Raw genomic sequence first — 15,424 nt, 5'->3', positions numbered from 1 at the left:
TATCAGCTGCCAAATGCGCCCGTGATCGCGTCGGCTGAATCGTCAAAGCTCGCGCTTGTCCTGTCTGACAGCACTCCCACGCTTCCAATACAAGCAAGAACAATGAGCGCCAGCATGACGGCATACTCGACCGCAGTCGTAGCGTCTTCTTCCGTCAGGAATGACAGGACGGCATTTCGTGCAGATTGCTTGGTCATGGTATTGCTCGTGATCTGTTCCATCGATGGCTTCAAAGTCCGCTCGGACATCAAAACCATAGTGCGCCGCACAGCGTAGAGATGGTATCAAGCGAAAAAATCGTTGCGGAAACAGGCTGGTTCGATTGCAAATTGATTTAGATTTTCCGGCGATGACGGTCGTAGGGCTCACCCAAGCGGCCACGGTTTGGTAATCTAAGCTCCTCGGATTTTCATTTTTCCTTTTCCCACGCTAGCCCACTCATGTTTGGCCCCGTATTTAATCGCGAAGCATCGGTCGTGCCTTTGCGTCCAAAAACCTATCTCAGCCGAGCGGTTTATGTTCTGGTTCTGTTTCTGTTGTTGTGTACCGGCTATTTGGTACTTGACGGTTCTCGATCGCTATTGGCGACATCCGATTCCGCTCGTTTTGGCGGATGGATGTTTGCATTGTTGTCACCGCTTCAATTGTTGGTACTCGCTAGTCTGGCGGCGGTTGGCGCGGCCAGCAGTGTGGCCCAGGAAAAAGATCGCCGCACCTTAATCTTACTCTTGATGACTCGGCTGAGCGGGTTTGAGGTCGTCGCAGGGAAATTAACAGCCAGTTTGCTGAACCCCCTGGCGATGCTATTGGCGGCGTTACCTCTCTTTTTGGTACTGCCCTTGATGGGTGGGGTATCCCCCGAGCAGGTGTTGGGGGTCTTCATCGTGACCGCGGCTGCCATCTTGTTTGCCGCCAGTGTCGGGACGGTGGTTGGTTTGTGGCGTGAGAAAACGTTTCAAGCCATCGCATTGACGGTACTGTTACTTTTAATGTACTTGGCCTTTGGTGAATGGATAACGCTTTTGGGAACGGTTCCCGAAACGATCTCATTGGCGTTTAGCCCCCCACGTGCTTTGTTCGCGGCCTCGTCTCCGTTGGCAAGTTTGTCCAACCAAACCGCGACTGGCGTTCAGTCGTTTGTGGTGATGTCCGTTGTTTTGTCGGTAGTCGTAATCGCATTTGGCATCGCCAAAGTTCGTGTTTGGAACCCGTCGCGTGAACTTCGCCAAACTCAATTACAAAGCGAAGCATCGGAACAGGGAGAGCCAGCGAGTTGGAAGGTTCGTCAGCCAAAGCATGTTTGGAAGAATCCCATCCTCTGGCGAGAAATCTGCACGTGGGCCTATGGACGCAAAGTCGTGATGATTCGTACGGCATTTGTCATTCTCTTTTTACTAACGACCGCCACGGTTTTTTTTCAAGTTCAAAGTGGGGTTGCCTTCGAACCGGCAGGCCGAGTCGGACGTGCATTGCCAGCCGCGACGTTGCCGTTGGCATTGCTCGGCGTGATCAGTTTGGTGCTCGTCAACGCCTTGGCCGTCAATGCGGTCACGGGCGAGCGGGATGGATTGGCATTGGATCTTTTGCTGGTAACGGACATTTCGCCACGTGAGTTCGTGTTTGGAAAGCTACTGGGGGTGCTCTACGTCGCCAAAGAGATGATCATTTTGCCACTGTTGCTAGTTGGGTACATGGCCTATGCAAACGTCATATCAGCTGAAAATGCGACGTACCTGTTTGTCGGTGCGATCGTCTTGTATCTTTTCGTCACGATGCTTGGGATCCATTCTGGGCTCAACTATGTTGCAGGCCGAACCGCGACGTTGGCCAGTCTCGGGACGGTATTTTTCTTGTGCGTTGGGATCGCGATATGCATGACGATCATGGTCAGTTTTCGAGGTGCATTTCAACTACAGCTCGCGCCGTTCTTGGTAATGATTCTTGGTGGTGGTGCGGCATTGTTCGCGTCACTTGGTTGGCGAAATCCGTCGTCTGCGATCTTTTCCGCCTCGTTTTTGTTGCCGCTCATCACATTCTATGCGATCACGCAATTCCTGCTGCAAACCGATCATTTGCTTGTCGTCTTTCCATTGGTCGTCGGCTACGGCTTTACGATTGCGGCGATGATGATCCCGGCGTTAAGCGAGTTTGATGTATCGCTTGAAAAAGACCGTGGTGGGGCAGGAGATTCCGCTTGAGTGCGCTGGCCGATGTGTGGATTTTGCTACTAGCAATGGCGTTACTCATGGGCATGAGTGCCTTGTTTAGTGGCAGCGAGGCCGCTTATTTTTCACTACCGCCTCGTGAACGAGAGCGTCTGAGGCGTCGTGGCGTTCCTGGACGTATCGCGGCGAGTTTGTTGTCCGATACCGATCGCTTGCTTTCTGCGATCTTGTTTTGGAATCTGCTGATAAACATCATTTACTTTGCCATTGCCTCGATTGTCGGAGGAAAGTTTCGGGAACACCCGACGGCGGGCCCCTCGGTTGCGATCGGGTTTACATTTGCCAGCGTGATGATGCTCATTTTCTTTAGCGAAATGTTGCCAAAGAGTATCGCGGTACTTTCGCCAACGCGAATCTGCCTAATCGTTTCGGCTCCACTCAGCGTCGCGGTCAAGATTGTCAGTCCGGTTCTTCCTTTGGTGCGGACGACCAATTTGGCCGTCAGCCGTCTGCTTTGGCCATCGTTTCAGCCGGAACCCGAGATTGATTTGGCTGATATTGAACGGGCAATTGAATTGGGCACCGACGACGCCGCACTGCTGCAGCGAGAGCGACTCGTGTTGCAGGGACTTGTCGAGATGGCTGAAATGCGAATCGGGGAACTGATGCGACTTCGAAGTAGGTTGCAACTTTGCCGGGTCGATGATTTGGGAAAGACGTCACTTACCGAATATCCACCAGGCGGCTATTTGATGGTCACCGATTCCGACGGCGATCTCATTACCGGTTCCGTTCCGATTCGGCTGTTACGGCCGAGTCAAATGGATGATTGGGTCGGTTCGATGGAGCCCGTGATCTACGTTCCTTGGTCAGCGAGGACCGCACAGGTGCTCGATCAACTCAATCAAGAAGACCGCAGCGTCGCCGTCGTGGTCAACGAATTCGGTGAAGCACTCGGAACGGTTGCGATTGATGACATTCTATCGAGAGCCTTTGCAGCGCGACACGATTTCGACAACGAAGTGCTGGGAGAAGCGTCTTTTCAAGAACTCGCCCCCGATCACTATCGGGTTTACGGGACGGTTAGTGCGCGCGCCCTCGCCAAGCGTCTTGGAATCGAAAGCCGAGAAGAAGGGGTCACGACCGTTGCTGGTTTGATCCAACGTCACAACGAGCGTTTGCCGCGAGTGGGCGACCGTGCACCGCTTGATCGATTTGAACTCCAAGTCGTCGAAGCGGTAGATAGCGGCGTTTGGGTGGAAGTCAAAGCCGGTGAAACGGCTGCGGCGGAGGAGTTCAAAGGATGACCATTGCGATCATCACATTCGTCGTTGGCATGATGCTAAGTGCCTTTTTTAGCGGCAGTGAAACGGGGCTGTACCGAGTCTCGAGGACTCGTTTAGTGCTCGACGGGCTTAGCGGATCGCGGATGGCGCGTGCCATCGTATGGTTGCTCAACCATCCCGCAATCTTTGTGGCAACGATGCTCGTTGGCAACAATGTCGCGAATTATTTGGTTTCTTTTTCGATCGTTTCGATCGCGGTTCTACTGTTCGGAGCTGACTCGATCGCTGAGATCATCGGCCCCATTTTGTTAACTCCCTTCGTGTTTGTACTCGGCGAGTTGTTACCGAAGTACTTGTTTTTTCATGCACCCTATCGCATGTTGAACGCGGTGCGGCCTGCATTGTTGTTGGCGACTCTCTTCTTTGCCCCGATCACGGTAGTTCTAGGACTACTTGGCAACTTGCTACGCTGGATTACCGGCGAAACGCCTTTCCGCGTCCGTTTAGTGATGGCGCGCGGTGAATTGGATCAAGTGCTTCGCGATGGCCATGCAGCGGGGATTTTGTCTGCCGGGCAAAGAGTGTTGGCACAAAACCTTTTCGAGGTCGGCAACCTACCGGCCGTTTCATTTGGCGTCGCACCAAACCGATTGGCGATCGTTGATTCTCCCGTCGATTTGAAAGCGGCCCGACATCAGGCAAGAAGGCGGAACCACCCGATCGTCTTGGTTGAACGGCAAGGTCGTATTATTGGCTATGTCCGCTTTGCGGATTTATCGTTGGCGGAGCCGGTGATCGACATCCGACCGGTGATTCGAGGTCGAGTGGGCGATCGGCATTTACGAATTCTGCTCCGTCTCTTCGATGCCGCGACCGACGTTGCCGTCTTATATGACGAAAACGGTGACATGCGAAGCGTTGTCACGCAACGTCAATTGTTACAGCCGCTAATCAAGTAGCGCTAATCAAGTAGCGCGCAAGCCGGTTGGCTCTTCCCCGCCCTCAATGGCCAATCCCAAGAACGGGATCGTCTTCTTGAAAGGGGTGCCATTGAACAGCACCCCATACACTTCGATATTGCGGAAAGGCGATAATCGCAATGAAACGACGGTCAGAATTCGCTGTATTTCTGTAAGCAAATCAAGATTTAACACTTGGATAAATACGCAAAACAGGAAGTGTCTTCTAGATATGCCGGTTTTGCAGATATTCTGACCCCAGAACGAAAGAACCGGGACAAATTAACACGCATTTGTCGGTTTCGCTCTAGTTTGTGACCGATGTTAATACAGACGAATAAGCCTTCCTAACACTTTCCGCGATCGACGTTCGGTCGCAAATTTCGGGCAGCGTCTATTTCGCCGGTCCGTCGCGGCCGGATCCAAAACCAGTAAGCGATTCGCCGCACATTAACACAGGGGTTTATAGCCATGACCAGAATTAACACCAACGTATCCTCACTTGTTGCACAAAACCGCTTGATGCGAAGTAACAATGACTTGCAAGAAGCGATGACTCGCCTAAGCACCGGTCTTCGCATCAACAGCGGTAAGGATGACCCCGCCGGTTTGATCGCCAGTGAAGCACTGCGAAGTGAAATAACGAGCTTCAACAAAGCGATCAGTAACACGAACCGAGCCAACCAGATCATCACCACCGCGGATACTGCACTGGGTCAGGTCAGTTCCCTCTTGGGCGACGTGCGCGGTTTGGTCGTTGAAGCGGCTAACACAGGTGCATTAAGCGATAATGAAATTGCAGCGAACCAACTGCAAATCGACAGCTCCCTCGAAGCGATAAACCGAATCGCCCAAACGACCACCTTCCAAGGTCGAAAACTGCTTGATGGGGGACTCGACTTCTTGACCACGGCGGGCACCAACTATGACAAAGTTGCAAATTTGCAGGTCGACCAAGCCAACTTGGGACCAAGCGGCTCCTTAAAGGTTTCCGTTTCGGTTACCGCTGCTGCGGAGCAAGCACAGATTACGGTTGCCGACATCCCAGCCGCGACGGCTGCTGTCAAGTCGACCGGTTCCCTTGAACTGACGGGCGCTGCGACCGTCGATGCGAAAGCAACCGCTGCGATCAACTTTTCGCAAGACAATCCGGATGTGAACGCTGTCGGTAGCATTGTCCTCGATGATGGCTCGGGCAACGGCGTGACCTTGGACATCACGTCCGATTTGGTCGGTACCGCTGGGGACGGCAAAACGATTACCTTTGTCGAAGCAAACGGTCATGGAACCACCCCGACTGCGGCTGTCGACGGCAGTGGTAACTTGACGGTGACCGTCGATGATACGGCTGCTACGGCGATTGCCGACATCGTCTCGGCAATCGAAAATGAAGGTTACACCGTCGCTTCCACAACGAACGGTACCGGCTTGACCGACTTCACCGGTGCGAGTGATTCGGGAACCGAGACAGACTTCGCCAATGGTGAAGACGCTGCAACAGTGACCGCATCGATCTCGCTCGAAGCCGTCGCCAATGGGACGGATGCCAATGGTGCAACGATCACCTTCAGTCAGGTTGATGGTGTTACCACACCAACGGCCGTCGTCGATTCCGATGGTAACATTACGATTGAAGTCGAAGACACCGATTCCGTCGATTTTGCTGACATCAAGACAGCGATCGATAACGAAGGCACCTACGCGGCAACGATCGACACCTCCGGCGGATTGGCGGCATTCGATGGTGATACCGCGACGGCGACGCAAACCGCGTTTTCAGGTGGCTCCGCAGCAGGAACACCGACGTCGACGATCACTTTGTCCGCAAAACAAACCGGTGCGGATGCGAACGCGGCAACGATTACTCTCGATACAACCGGTACCGGAGCGCCGTCCGCCGCCGTCGACAGCGATGGCAACATCACCGTTACAATTGAAGGCGGAACGGATGTCAATGTTGCCGACATCGTCAGTGCGATCAACAGTGAAGGCACTTACGAAGCGGAAGCGGATGATGCCGACACGATGACCGCCTACAACTCGACCGACGGAACGGCCACACCCACCGCGTTTGCTGACGGCGTGGATGCAGCAGGCGGACTCGCCGAAGACGTTGTCTTCGAACTGCTGGGCAAATCAGGCTCCGAAGTCTTGATGCGTGTACCTTGATGCGTGTACCTTGATGCGTGTACCTTGATGCGTGTACCTTGATGCGTGTACCTTGATGCGTGTACCTTGATGCGTGTATCACCCAAATTCTTTTCAAACGTTCTCAAATCAGAACGCTCGTGAATAATCCGGGTTAGGGAAAAGGCAAATCCGCCAGAATCATGCTCTGTCCCTTTATGCGTGATTATGCTCTGTCCCTTGATGCGTGTATCACCCAAATTCTTTTCAAACGTTCTCAAATCAGAACGCTCGTGAATAATCCGGGTTAGGGAAAAGGCAAATCCGCCAGAATCATGCTCTGTCCCTTTATGCGTGATTCGCCAGAATCATGCTCTGTCCCTTTATGCGTGTGCGTGATTCGCCAGAATCATGCTCTGTCCCTTTATGCGTGATGTGTCTCTTTATGCGTGCGTGTCATGCTCTGTCCCTTTATGCGTGATGTGTCCCTTTATGCGTGCGTGTCATGCTCTGTCCCTTTATGTGTGTGTCCCTTTATGTGTGTGCGTGCCTCCCTTTGTGCGTGCGTGTCCCTTTGTGCGTGCCTTTATGCGTGCGACGTGCCCCAGTTTCGGGGAAATTGAATAAAGACATCAGTCCGCTGATTGCGAAGGGCTGTTTAGCGACGGCGCACGGCGAACCACAGCACGAAAAATCCGATGACGCCACCCAGTACATACGGCGGTATGTCATTCCAAACAAACTCGCTACCCAACAGCGCCGCGCCAAACCGTGTCGCGCGGAAGTGTGCTAACCAATCCGGTTTCCAAAGCTGCATGAATTCCAAAGCGCAAGTAACCAAAGTCGCACCAATGCAAATCGGCAAGATGGTCTTTCGACTAGGAAAAAACATGATCAAAAACGTGATCCAAAACACCACGTAAGGAATTCCGCCGCCATGATGCCGCCACCAATCGGGCAATGAAGCTCGAAAGAATGCATAAGCGATACAGACCGCAGTCGCGAAGATGCACAGTACAAGCCCAATCAGTCGGTTGACGTTCTGAGGCGAATCGGATGGCGAATGATTCATGAACGTTCGACGGTTTAGACGCAAAAAAACGTCGCACACCGCGGGAGGTGTACGACGTTAGGATGGGCGACGCTTTTTGAATCTCGTTCAAAGCAGCCGTTGATGGGCAAGCCCATCAACGGCAAGCAGCGAACTAGACCAATTCTTTCTTGCTTCCGACGAGGGTTCGAAGTCGTTCGGCGAGCAAATGCGCGTCGAAAGGCTTCTTGAACGTCTCGTTGATACTGCTTCGGTCGAAGCTCATCGGTTGCCCGTCATCGGGAAGCAATGCAATCAGGACGATATCGGTAAAGTCGATATTCTTGCGCAGATTTTGACAAATCTGAACAGCCTCGATCTTACCGATCGAGAAGTCAACAATGATACAATCCGGATTAAAGCTTTCCGCTTGAATCCCCGCTTCGAAACCGCTCGCAGCGACAGCCACTTTGAACGCTTTCTCAGGCGGTAATTCTCGCTTGAGGTTCTCGATCAGCACCTGGTCTTGGGCAACGATCAGGCATTTCGCCATCGCTTCGTCTTCCAGATCCCCCAGGGGCATACCGTGTTCCTTAAGGAACTTAATCAAATACTCTCGCGGGATTCGCCGGTCCTGACTTCCAGGAATGCGATAGCCCTTTAAACGCCCCGAATCGAACCACTTTGACACGGTTCTCGGAGCCACTTTACAGATCTTTGCGACCTGTCCAGTTGTGAAGACCTTCATTATAGGTTCTCCATAACGCCTCGTTAATTTCCCTCGAACAATGGTGCGTCGGTAACCATTTGTTCTAGCGGCCTTCTTCGTTGTCAAGAGATTTTGCTCGCCCGGTCCTGAAGCGGTCGTGACATTCGAAATGTGGGTGAAATCGAATGAGTTGGCAAAACGTCTTTCTTACGCTGGGTCGGGCCTGCCGGCTCGCGTCCTGCGACACTTACCGAACGGGATTCCTCGCGGTTGGTTGTAAATTTAGCACGACCAATCATGACGAATGGTCGGTTTTCAGGGGCACAGAAGCTGCGTGCAGTGATTTCGCGCAATATCGCATTTCCAAAATCACTCTTCGCGAAGCGTTTTCCAATCAAGTGCCGAAGTAAACACTCAAAGGGTCCACGTTATTTCGTTTCGAGCAATCAAAAACGATCGAACGATAAATCAGTGCTGCTTACTTCGTCGTCGGTCTTGAGCTTGTCGTTTCCGATCAAGGCAAAACTGAAAAGGAAGTAACGCGTTTCCCAGATTCCCCCCTGGGGTGGCTCGAGTGGTGATGTGTCGTCTCTCAAACTTCGATTCGCATCCACAAAAAACGTCTGGTAAACCAAACAAGTAACAGGAGCAAAAAGTTGCGTGGGAGAAAACACCTCGATCCCAAGTTTATTGTCGAGCCAAATAGGCCCAATTCTTTAGTGCGTTTGAGCACGAAAAAGCAGTATCAACGGTTTCTCATGTCAAGAGCATTTTGCCGACTCGAACGACTCGATCGGGGCAAACGCAAAAACACCGAGATTATTGACGTATTCAAGACTTTCAAAGACCAAAACAGCCAATAACCGAGTCGCGAGTGCGGGCAAATTTATTTTCTTGCTGGACAAGAAACGGCATCACCGCAGCCATTCCTAGCTCGGTAATCGTCGTGTGAGCACTGCCTTCCATTAAGTTTACTCAATTCCTACAATCGGCAGCTCTTTTTTCTGGTTCGATTTCAACCAATTTCAGTGAATCCACCTATGTCGAAACCCTCCTCGTCTCAGCCTAACCGTTCCCTTGACAACCCTCACGCGATCGATCCAGCCGCATTGGCCTTTTTTCAATGCTCCATCGAAACCCCAAGTCCGTCGGGTTACGAAGAGCCAATCCAGGCATTGATTCGAGACTACATCACTCCTCATGCCGACAAGGTTCACACCGACGTGCATGGCAACGTGATCGCATCGCGAGGGGACGCCGCTGGCCCACGTCTCATGTATGCAGGGCATTGTGATCAAATTGGGTTGCTGATTTCACATATTGACGAGCAAGGTTTTCTGTACGCCCAAACCATTGGTGGTTGGGATCCGCAGCAATTGGTCGGACAATCGATGACCATTTGGACCGGTTGCGGCCCTGTCGCTGCGGTCATCAGCCGCAAACCGATCCATTTGCTCTCCAGCAAAGAACGCGAAGAAGTCGTTCAGCTCGGGCAGATGTGGCTTGATATCGGTGTCGAAAATCAAGAGCAGGCGAAAGAAACCGTTCGCGTCGGCGATCCGGTGACATTGGATTTGCGCTATCGCCCACTGATGGGTGATCGTGTAAGCGGTCCTGGAATGGACAATAAAACGGGGATGTGGACCGTGATGGAATCGCTGCGTCGCTGTGCGGCCGCGCCCGATCCATTGCGGTGTCATCTGCACAGCGTGGCAACGGTCCAAGAGGAAATTGGGCTCCGAGGGGCCAAGACCGCAGCGGGAAGTATCAACCCCGATGTTGCGATTGCCGTTGACGTTACTCATGCTTCCGATTGTCCCACGATCGAGAAAAACCAACAGGGGGACATCCGCATTGGCGGAGGCCCCGTGATTTTCCGAGGTCCGAACATCAACGCCAAAGTTGCCTCGCGATTAATCGAGCTCGCAGAAAGTCATTCAATCCCCTATCAATTGGCTGCCATCGGGCGGGCAACCCCCAACGACGCGAACGTTTTGCAACTTCATGGATCGGGGGTCGCAACCGGCCTGGTCGCAATCCCGAATCGCTACATGCACTCGGCGGTGGAAGTGATCTCGTTGTCGGACATCGACCGTATCGCGGACTTACTTTCCCTGTTCGCTCAGAATTTGTCATCCGACGATGATTTCGTGCCCTCTTGATCGCCATCTCCCTTCACCCCATCAGCGATTACGGCGGCTGAGTTTTTTTAGCGGACGATTTGGACTACCGATTTGCCATTCGAAATTTTTTCATTTTCATTTTTGCTTGCGGTCGACGGACGGATTCGTTGTTGGACCGTGTTTTCGAATTTATAAATTTCAAATTTGGAACGACCAATTTGGAACGACAAATTCCTACCTGATGGCGACTCATGCCCACACGGACTATGATCGAGTGTTAGGAAGGACACTAGCTAGACTCCCACACAAAAAGCATCATCATGTCAGAAAATAGCGGATTTCTGAACCGTGTTTTTGCGAACGCTCGCTCAACCTATCAGGCGCTCGCGGATGCCTTGCCGGTCAGCCTCGTTGTCAAAGACCTAGAGGGTCGCCGACTGTTTGCAAACAAGCAATACCTAGCCTTGGTCGACAGAGCGATTGAAGACATTCTCGACAAGGACGATTTTGATTTGTTTCCTGTCGAAGAGGCAACGGGCTACGTTGCTGACGATCAGGTGGTCATTCGAGATGGTAAAACTCTTCACAGCGTCATCGAAGTCATGTTCGCTGATCAAAAGTTGCATTGGATCGAGAAGTTTAAGTGTCCGATCTTCGACGAGCAACACCAGGTCATCGGCATCCAAGTGATGTTTTGGGATGTAACCGATCGGGTTCGAGCCAACGAGAAACTCCGCGACGAGCAACGCCTACTAAATACGCTCTTAAGCAATATTCCTGACAGTATTTACTTCAAGGATACCGAGAGTCGGTTTTTGCGTATTAGTAGAGCGATGAGCAAAAAGTTTGGAATGCTATCGGAAGACGGAGTGATCGGCAAAACGGATGCTGACATCTTTACGAGTGAACATGCCAAAGCGGCTCGCGATGATGAGCTTCGAATCATGCAAACGGGGGTCCCCCTCGTCGATCGCGTTGAACGCGAAACTTGGCCCGATCAAGAAGATAGCTTTGCAATGACGACCAAGATGCCGCTTCGTGACGAGGCGGACAATATTATCGGCACATTTGGTCTTAGCCGCGATGTGACCGAGCTAATGAAGTCACAAGAAGCCCTTCGCGAAGCACGTGATGCCGCGACCAAGGCAAACGAGGCGAAAAGCAATTTTCTGGCCAACATGAGCCATGAAATTCGTACACCGATGAATGCGATTATCGGCATGTCGGAATTGTTGGCCATGACGGACTTGACCCCTGAACAGCGGGATTACAATCGTCTGGTCAGCGATTCGGCCGATTCGCTGCTGCGACTACTCAACGAAATCCTCGACTTTTCGAAAATCGAAGCCAACCGGTTGGAGCTAGAAGAGATCCCGTTTTCCATTCGTGACGTGATCGAAAAGTCTGGCCAAACATTGGCATTGAGAGCTTCCGAAAAGTCGCTCGAACTGCTTTGCCGCGTTGCCCCCGAAGTCCCTGACCAATTTGTGGGCGACCCCGGTCGACTTCGTCAAATCTTTGTCAATTTGATCGGAAACGCAGTCAAGTTCACCGAACAGGGAAGTGTTTTTGTCGATGTCAATGTGGCAGATCCGCTCGAGGCTGACTTATCGGATGCCGAGTATCGTGAGCACGCCTCAAGCTCCCAAGAGATATTTTTCTTGAAATTTGTCGTCTCGGATACCGGGATTGGTATTCCGGCTGAGAAAAGGGATGCCGTGCTCGAAGCGTTCACGCAAGTCGATTCGTCAACGACTCGCCAATTCGGTGGTACAGGGCTTGGATTGACAATTTCCCGTCAATTAGTCGATTTGATGGGCGGTAATTTAGTGTTGGAAAGCGAAGTTGGCAAAGGCACGACTTTCCAGTTTGTACTGCCCATGAAGGTTTCCGAGACTCAACATGTTCCAGATGGCGAATTAAAAGTACTCAAAGGAACGCGAGTACTTGTGGTTGATGACAATGAGGTGAATCGGCGAATCCTAAAGGAGATTTTCACGAATTGGGGATTCGATGTGCAATTGGTGGCAAGTGGTAAAGAGGCTCTTCACTGCTACGAGATGGCCAATCAAACAGCGAAACCTTTTCAATTGGCTATCCTCGATTGCATGATGCCTGAGATGGATGGTTTTCAATTGGCCGAGGCGATACGTGACAATTATCCAAACAACGTTACAAAAATGATCATGCTGTCCTCCGCCGGTTGTCATCATGAGCGTTCGGTTTGGAAATCGCTGGGGATCGCGCGGTACTTGGCCAAGCCAGTCGTTCAATCCGAACTACTCGATACGATCGTGCATGTTCTTGAGGCCAATCGGTCATCCAAAATAGATCAAATTTCACCGGAAATCGCCGAGTGCAAGCCATTGCATGTGCTGGTTGCCGAAGATGGGCTTGCAAACCAACAGGTGGCGATCGGAATGTTGTCCGCTTGCGGCCATACCGCTGCAATTGCAAAAGATGGTGCCGAAGCGGTCACCCGTTGGCAGGCCGAGCCATTCGATATCATTCTAATGGATATGCATATGCCGGTACTCGATGGCATCGAAGCGACCCTTGAGATTCGTAAACAAGAACGACAAAAAGGCGGACATAGCCGAATACCGATTATCGCGTTGACGGCCGCTGCGATGCAGGAAGACGTCAATGCATGTCAAAGATGTGGCATGGATGGTTATCTGTCGAAGCCCGTTCATGCACGCAAACTACAAGAAATGTTGAATACTCACGCACCGCCCGTTACGGTGAAGGAGCAGCTAGGAGCAGAGCAAATGAAAAGGATGGACGCGACGGATGCTGCTGTGCATGTCGGTGAAAGTGAAAACAAGCTCAACGACATTGACGTGGATGCGAAAGACATCGTCGATCTCCAGGCCGCAGAAGAACAATTGCCCGGCGGAAGAGCGGGACTCGTCAAGCTAGCCAGCGTCTTTATAGCGGAATGTGAGTCGTTAATGAAAAAGCTTCAAGCGTTGGTTCCCGACGGGGATTTGGGTGAACTTCAAAGGGCAGCCCATACGCTAAAAGGATCATCCGATTTGTTCCTTGCCAAGCAGGTTTGCGAGACATCGCGGTTGATCGAAACAGCTGCGAAAGAGAGCAATCGCAATGATTTGACATCTTTGTTTGAAACGCTCAAGCCGCAAGTCAACGCGATGCTACGGGTGTTACGTAAGGTCACCGCCGACGTACAGAGTTAGTTTACCCGGCGTGTCCAACGGAACCGCGTCACATCCACGCATCCCCCCCGACGCCTGCCTGAGAATGCACTCCAAGCGAGGCTCCCGTCCCCCACGAAACACTCTGCAGGCGGCGGCCCGCCATCGATCGGGTTCCCAGGCAGGGGTTCCCAGGCAGGGGTTCCCAGGCAGGGGTTCCCAGGCAGAACCTTGATCCCCGTGGTAACATTTCAACGAACATCCATCGCAGACTCTCACAAGTTAACATTATGTCCTCCGCGTCCAATCCCATTCAGATTCTCGACTCCCTAAACGATCCACGGTTGGCACCTTATTGCAATCTACGCAATCAACCTCGTGGCAATTTGACGGGCATGGATGGTCAATCAACTTTCATCGCCGAAGGTCGATTGGTGGTGGACCGGTTGCTCGAGAGTGACTACGAAATTGAATCGCTGCTATTGCAAGCCGGATCGCAACAATCGTTACTCGATGGTATTCCCAATCACATTCCCGTTTACAGTTTGCCGGGCGACGAAATTCGCTCTTTGGTCGGATTTGATTTTCATCGCGGGGTCATGGCCTGCGGCTATCGAAAACGGCTAAGTTCGATCGAGGAATTTTCGGAGAGGCATGTCATTCCGAAGGTTGCCGTCGCGATGCTTGGGGTTACGGAGTTGGAGAATGTAGGAAGTATTCTACGGTCTGCGGCGGCATTTGGGATTCATGCTGTTCTTGTCGATCAGCTCACGGCTGACGTTTACTCACGGCGTGTTATTCGAGTCAGCATGGCGACGGTTTTTCAACACTCCTTTTTTCAATTCGACGATGTGGAATCACAGCTGCGACGATTGGCCAATGATGCGAGTTTCAGAATAATCGCCACAGCGCTTGGAACGGATTCGATTCCGATTAACGACTTTGTTCATCGCGACCAGCCGACGATTTTGATGGTCGGCAACGAAGCTCAGGGACTTAGCGAAAGGGTGAAAAAAATCGCGACCGATAGACTGACCATTCCGATGATGCCTGGAACGGACAGTCTAAATGTGGGGGTCGCAACCGCAATTTTTATGCACGAACTGACGCGGCAAAAAAGCTAACCAATCCGAGTAAATGGAACTCCTTTCGAACCACCGAAAAAATGCGTAGAATGTTCGCTCGATGTTTAACGTCTCACTTGACGTTCGTGCTATCAAGCAAGAAATAAACCAACTTTTTTCACTTACAACCGAAAACGGTGTCACCATGAGTGTACTTGTTCAACAACAGGCTCCTGAATTCACGGCCCAAGCGGTCATGCCCGACGGTCAATTCAAAGAGGTCTCTTTGTCAGATTATCGTGGCAAATATGTCATGCTTTTCTTCTGGCCACTCGACTTTACTTTCGTTTGCCCAACCGAAATTATCGCGTTCAGTGATCGTGCGGCCGACTTCGAAAAACTGGGCGTGCAAATCCTTGGCGTTTCGGTCGACAGTCACTACACCCATTTTGCTTGGACCAATACTCCTAGAACCGAAGGCGGGATCGGAAAGACCGACTATCCACTGATTGCGGATTTGAACAAACAAATCGCTCGCGACTACGATGTGCTACTCGATGCGGGTATCGCACTTCGTGGATTGTTCCTGATTGATAAAGACGGTGTGGTACGTCACCAAGTCGTCAACGATTTGCCGCTAGGTCGGAACGTGGAAGAGGCGTTGCGGGTTATCAAGGCACTCCAGCATTTTGAGCAGCATGGAGAGGTTTGCCCAGCGAATTGGCAAGAAGGCGATCGGACGATCAAGCCAGGCGTCGCTGAAAGCAAAGAGTTTTTTAGTGCCGAGTACAAGGCCTAACCAG

Annotated in this window: 12 protein-coding genes; 8 read left to right on the top strand and 4 right to left on the bottom strand. The window is 51.8% G+C overall.

Annotation, left to right across the window (positions count from 1 at the left end):
- Positions 1–2: 2 nt before the first annotated feature.
- On the bottom strand, positions 3–197 hold the full coding sequence (locus tag Q31b_RS23545) for a Flp family type IVb pilin (RefSeq protein ID WP_146602094.1): 195 nt from the start codon (positions 195–197) through the stop codon (positions 3–5).
- Positions 198–440: 243 nt separating this feature from the next.
- Here Q31b_RS23545 and Q31b_RS23540 point away from each other — a divergent pair, with 243 nt between their 5' ends.
- The 4 genes from Q31b_RS23540 to Q31b_RS23525 all read left to right on the top strand — a co-directional run bounded on the left by Q31b_RS23540 (position 441) and on the right by Q31b_RS23525 (position 6,579).
- Complete coding sequence (locus Q31b_RS23540) at positions 441–2,198, top strand: hypothetical protein (RefSeq protein WP_146602093.1); 1,758 nt, start codon at positions 441–443, stop codon at positions 2,196–2,198.
- The gene (locus tag Q31b_RS23535; RefSeq protein ID WP_231617795.1) at positions 2,195–3,472 is read left to right on the top strand and encodes a CNNM domain-containing protein; all 1,278 of its coding nucleotides are present in this window, start codon (positions 2,195–2,197) and stop codon (positions 3,470–3,472) included. Before Q31b_RS23540 ends, Q31b_RS23535 begins: the two co-directional genes overlap by 4 nt.
- Positions 3,469–4,410 carry a CNNM domain-containing protein gene (locus tag Q31b_RS23530; protein WP_146602092.1) on the top strand — a complete coding sequence of 314 codons (942 nt, stop codon included), beginning with the start codon at positions 3,469–3,471 and terminating at the stop codon, positions 4,408–4,410. Before Q31b_RS23535 ends, Q31b_RS23530 begins: the two co-directional genes overlap by 4 nt.
- A gap of 471 nt (positions 4,411–4,881) precedes the next feature.
- A complete protein-coding gene (locus Q31b_RS23525; RefSeq protein WP_146602091.1) occupies positions 4,882–6,579 on the top strand; it encodes a flagellin N-terminal helical domain-containing protein in 1,698 nt (565 codons plus the stop codon).
- Positions 6,580–7,195: 616 nt separating this feature from the next.
- Here the strand turns inward: Q31b_RS23525 and Q31b_RS23520 are convergent.
- From Q31b_RS23520 to Q31b_RS29415, 3 genes are all read right to left on the bottom strand, one after another.
- Entirely contained in the window at positions 7,196–7,609 is a 414-nt protein-coding gene (locus Q31b_RS23520) for a ribosomal maturation YjgA family protein (protein ID WP_146602090.1), read from the bottom strand.
- A gap of 133 nt (positions 7,610–7,742) precedes the next feature.
- On the bottom strand, positions 7,743–8,315 hold the full coding sequence (locus tag Q31b_RS23515) for a helix-turn-helix domain-containing protein (RefSeq protein ID WP_040770725.1): 573 nt from the start codon (positions 8,313–8,315) through the stop codon (positions 7,743–7,745).
- An 801-nt stretch (positions 8,316–9,116) separates the two neighbouring features.
- Positions 9,117–9,242, bottom strand: a complete 126-nt coding sequence (locus Q31b_RS29415; RefSeq protein WP_261343879.1) for a hypothetical protein — start codon at positions 9,240–9,242, stop codon at positions 9,117–9,119.
- Positions 9,243–9,316: 74 nt separating this feature from the next.
- Here Q31b_RS29415 and Q31b_RS23510 point away from each other — a divergent pair, with 74 nt between their 5' ends.
- The 4 genes from Q31b_RS23510 (at position 9,317) to Q31b_RS23495 (ending at position 15,420) form a co-directional block, all read left to right on the top strand.
- Entirely contained in the window at positions 9,317–10,438 is a 1,122-nt protein-coding gene (locus Q31b_RS23510; RefSeq protein ID WP_146602089.1) for a M42 family metallopeptidase, read from the top strand.
- 281 nt (positions 10,439–10,719) lie between these two features.
- Positions 10,720–13,599 (top strand): hybrid sensor histidine kinase/response regulator, encoded by a 2,880-nt coding sequence (locus tag Q31b_RS23505; protein ID WP_146602088.1) that lies wholly within the window; start codon positions 10,720–10,722, stop codon positions 13,597–13,599.
- A 248-nt stretch (positions 13,600–13,847) separates the two neighbouring features.
- The gene (locus Q31b_RS23500) at positions 13,848–14,681 is read left to right on the top strand and encodes a TrmH family RNA methyltransferase (RefSeq protein WP_146602087.1); all 834 of its coding nucleotides are present in this window, start codon (positions 13,848–13,850) and stop codon (positions 14,679–14,681) included.
- A 145-nt stretch (positions 14,682–14,826) separates the two neighbouring features.
- Complete coding sequence (locus Q31b_RS23495; protein ID WP_146602086.1) at positions 14,827–15,420, top strand: peroxiredoxin; 594 nt, start codon at positions 14,827–14,829, stop codon at positions 15,418–15,420.
- Positions 15,421–15,424 lie beyond the last annotated feature (4 nt).

Source organism: Novipirellula aureliae, from assembly GCF_007860185.1.
Taxonomy (GTDB): domain Bacteria; phylum Planctomycetota; class Planctomycetia; order Pirellulales; family Pirellulaceae; genus Novipirellula_A; species Novipirellula_A aureliae.
Note: the sequence above shows the minus strand (reverse complement) of the source record. Positions and strands in the feature narration are given on the sequence as shown.

What these genes read in the sequence shown, in the direction of transcription:
- Q31b_RS23545 (WP_146602094.1), bottom strand. Translation starts at nt 197, where the DNA reads ATGACCAAGCAATCTGCACGAAATGCCGTCCTGTCATTCCTGACGGAA.
- Q31b_RS23540 (WP_146602093.1), top strand. Translation starts at nt 441, where the DNA reads ATGTTTGGCCCCGTATTTAATCGCGAAGCATCGGTCGTGCCTTTGCGT.
- Q31b_RS23530 (WP_146602092.1), top strand. Translation starts at nt 3,469, where the DNA reads ATGACCATTGCGATCATCACATTCGTCGTTGGCATGATGCTAAGTGCC.
- Q31b_RS23525 (WP_146602091.1), top strand. Translation starts at nt 4,882, where the DNA reads ATGACCAGAATTAACACCAACGTATCCTCACTTGTTGCACAAAACCGC.
- Q31b_RS23520 (WP_146602090.1), bottom strand. Translation starts at nt 7,609, where the DNA reads ATGAATCATTCGCCATCCGATTCGCCTCAGAACGTCAACCGACTGATT.
- Q31b_RS23515 (WP_040770725.1), bottom strand. Translation starts at nt 8,315, where the DNA reads ATGAAGGTCTTCACAACTGGACAGGTCGCAAAGATCTGTAAAGTGGCT.
- Q31b_RS29415 (WP_261343879.1), bottom strand. Translation starts at nt 9,242, where the DNA reads ATGGAAGGCAGTGCTCACACGACGATTACCGAGCTAGGAATGGCTGCG.
- Q31b_RS23510 (WP_146602089.1), top strand. Translation starts at nt 9,317, where the DNA reads ATGTCGAAACCCTCCTCGTCTCAGCCTAACCGTTCCCTTGACAACCCT.
- Q31b_RS23505 (WP_146602088.1), top strand. Translation starts at nt 10,720, where the DNA reads ATGTCAGAAAATAGCGGATTTCTGAACCGTGTTTTTGCGAACGCTCGC.
- Q31b_RS23500 (WP_146602087.1), top strand. Translation starts at nt 13,848, where the DNA reads ATGTCCTCCGCGTCCAATCCCATTCAGATTCTCGACTCCCTAAACGAT.
- Q31b_RS23495 (WP_146602086.1), top strand. Translation starts at nt 14,827, where the DNA reads ATGAGTGTACTTGTTCAACAACAGGCTCCTGAATTCACGGCCCAAGCG.